This is a genomic window from Candidatus Symbiopectobacterium sp. NZEC135, assembly GCF_025962695.1.
In genome coordinates this window covers 1-1,291 of sequence record NZ_JAGFPF010000509.1, presented here as the reverse complement: position 1 = coordinate 1,291, position 1,291 = coordinate 1, and the positions used below count along the sequence as shown (strand labels likewise).

The window sequence follows — 1,291 nt, the reverse complement described above, 5'->3', positions numbered from 1 at the left end:
CTTCCGTTTTGGTGTCGTAGCCCATGGTCTGCGGCGCCATGTTCACCGTTCCCTCACTAACCGGTTTACGTGGTGAATGATCGCCAATGAAAACCAGCTCATACTGCCCGCTCACCTCTCGAATCTTTTTAAGGATCTCCAGTGCCTGACGGCTCAACGGAACCAGATGCGCTGTGTGCATTTTTGAGCCGCGCTCAGAGAACTTCACGCCGGGGATCGGTTTACGCTCTGGCGGGATGGTCCACAAAGCGCGTTCAAAGTCGATTTCCGGCCAGCGGGCAAAGCGCAGTTCACTGGAGCGGATAAAAAGCAGCAGGGAGAGATTAATCACCCACTTGGTAAACTCCCGACCTTTATATCTGTCAATGCGGCCCAGCAGTTCAGGCAAACGTTCAAGCTCTAACGCCGGGCGGTGTTCAACCTTGGCGGGCATAATTGCCCCGGCCATATCATGTGCCGGGTTATAGTCAATCAGGCCGTTTTGCACGGCATAGGTCATGATGACGCTAACTCGTTGCTTCAAACGTTTGGCTACTTCTACCCGCCCTGAGCGTTCAACACTTTTGATCGGGGCCAGCAAGTCGCGCGTTTTCAGATCTGCTATGTGAGTACTACCGATAGCGGAGAAAATATTGTCGCTCAGGCTTTTCAGGATCCGTGCTGCATGTGCATCCGACCATTTCTTGTTGTCGGCATGCCATGCGCGGGCCACTGCCTCGAAGGTTTGTTCAGCATGGTGCTGCTGAATTTTAACTTCCTTCTTGTGCTCGTTGGGATCAATGCCCGCAGCAATCAGTTTTCGCGCTTCATCGCGTTTCTGTCGCACTTCAGAAAGGCTAACTTCAGGATAGAGTCCCAAGGCCAGCGTCTTTTCTTTGCCATCGGAGCGATAACGCAAGCGCCAGTATTTTGAACCATTGGGGTGTATCAGGAGAAACAACCCATTGCCGTCGGTGAGTTTGTAAGCTTTCTCTTCCGGTTTTGCTGAACGTACCTTCATGTCCGTGAGTGCCATCATGCAGCTCCTTCAATAAAAGCGATGTTGCGGGTACAGAGATTTATTGAACCGAAATGTACCCGTATTTGTACCCGCACACGCAAGTTGATGTCGATAGAATTGTGTTGATACCGGGAGAGTACGGAACGAAGGAAAAGCTTGTAACTCGTGGATTTTAGACAAAAAAATAGACGTCTGTTGACGTCCATTGATGTGATGATGGTGCCCGGGGCGGGACTTGAACCCGCACAGCGCGTACGCCGAGGGATTTTAAATCCCTTGTGTCTACCGATT

At 51.3% G+C, this 1,291-nt stretch carries 1 protein-coding gene; it reads right to left on the bottom strand.

The window, feature by feature from the left end:
• On the bottom strand, positions 1-1,015 hold a 1,015-nt coding region (locus J5224_RS28305), incomplete at its 3' end, for a tyrosine-type recombinase/integrase (RefSeq protein WP_264628434.1).
• Between the last annotated feature and the right edge of the window lie 276 nt (positions 1,016-1,291).